The organism is Stenotrophomonas sp. 01N47 (assembly GCF_056399165.1).
Window position 1 is genome coordinate 1 of record NZ_JBFTQU010000096.1, and the last position, 382, is coordinate 382.

1 protein-coding gene is annotated in these 382 nt (G+C 64.4%); it reads right to left on the minus strand.

Translation table 11 applies throughout. The features are described 5' to 3' along the window. The coding region (locus tag AC1DKR_RS21380; RefSeq protein ID WP_478035211.1) for an AAA family ATPase at positions 1 to 382 on the minus strand (382 nt) is incomplete at both ends.

Here is a 382-nt window from a genome sequence, read left to right on the forward strand (position 1 = left end):
GGCGTTCAGGTGAACGGCCACGTCTGCCAGCGCATCGATGCCGTCATCAGTGAATTCCAGCGTCAGGCCTTCGGTTTCCATCAGCGCCTTGTACTGGCGGATGAGGCTGGCTTCGGTTTCCGTAAGAATACGGCGGAAGTCTTCCTTGGTCAGCGGGCGCAGCTCGACGCGGATCGGCAAACGACCCTGCAATTCCGGCAGCAGGTCCGACGGCTTGGACACGTGGAAGGCGCCCGATGCGATGAACAGGACGTGGTCGGTCTTCACCGGCCCGTACTTGGTCGACACGGTCGTGCCTTCGACCAATGGGAGCAGGTCGCGCTGCACGCCTTCGCGGGAGACGCCCGCGCCCATGCCGCCATCGCGGGCGGCGATCTTGTCG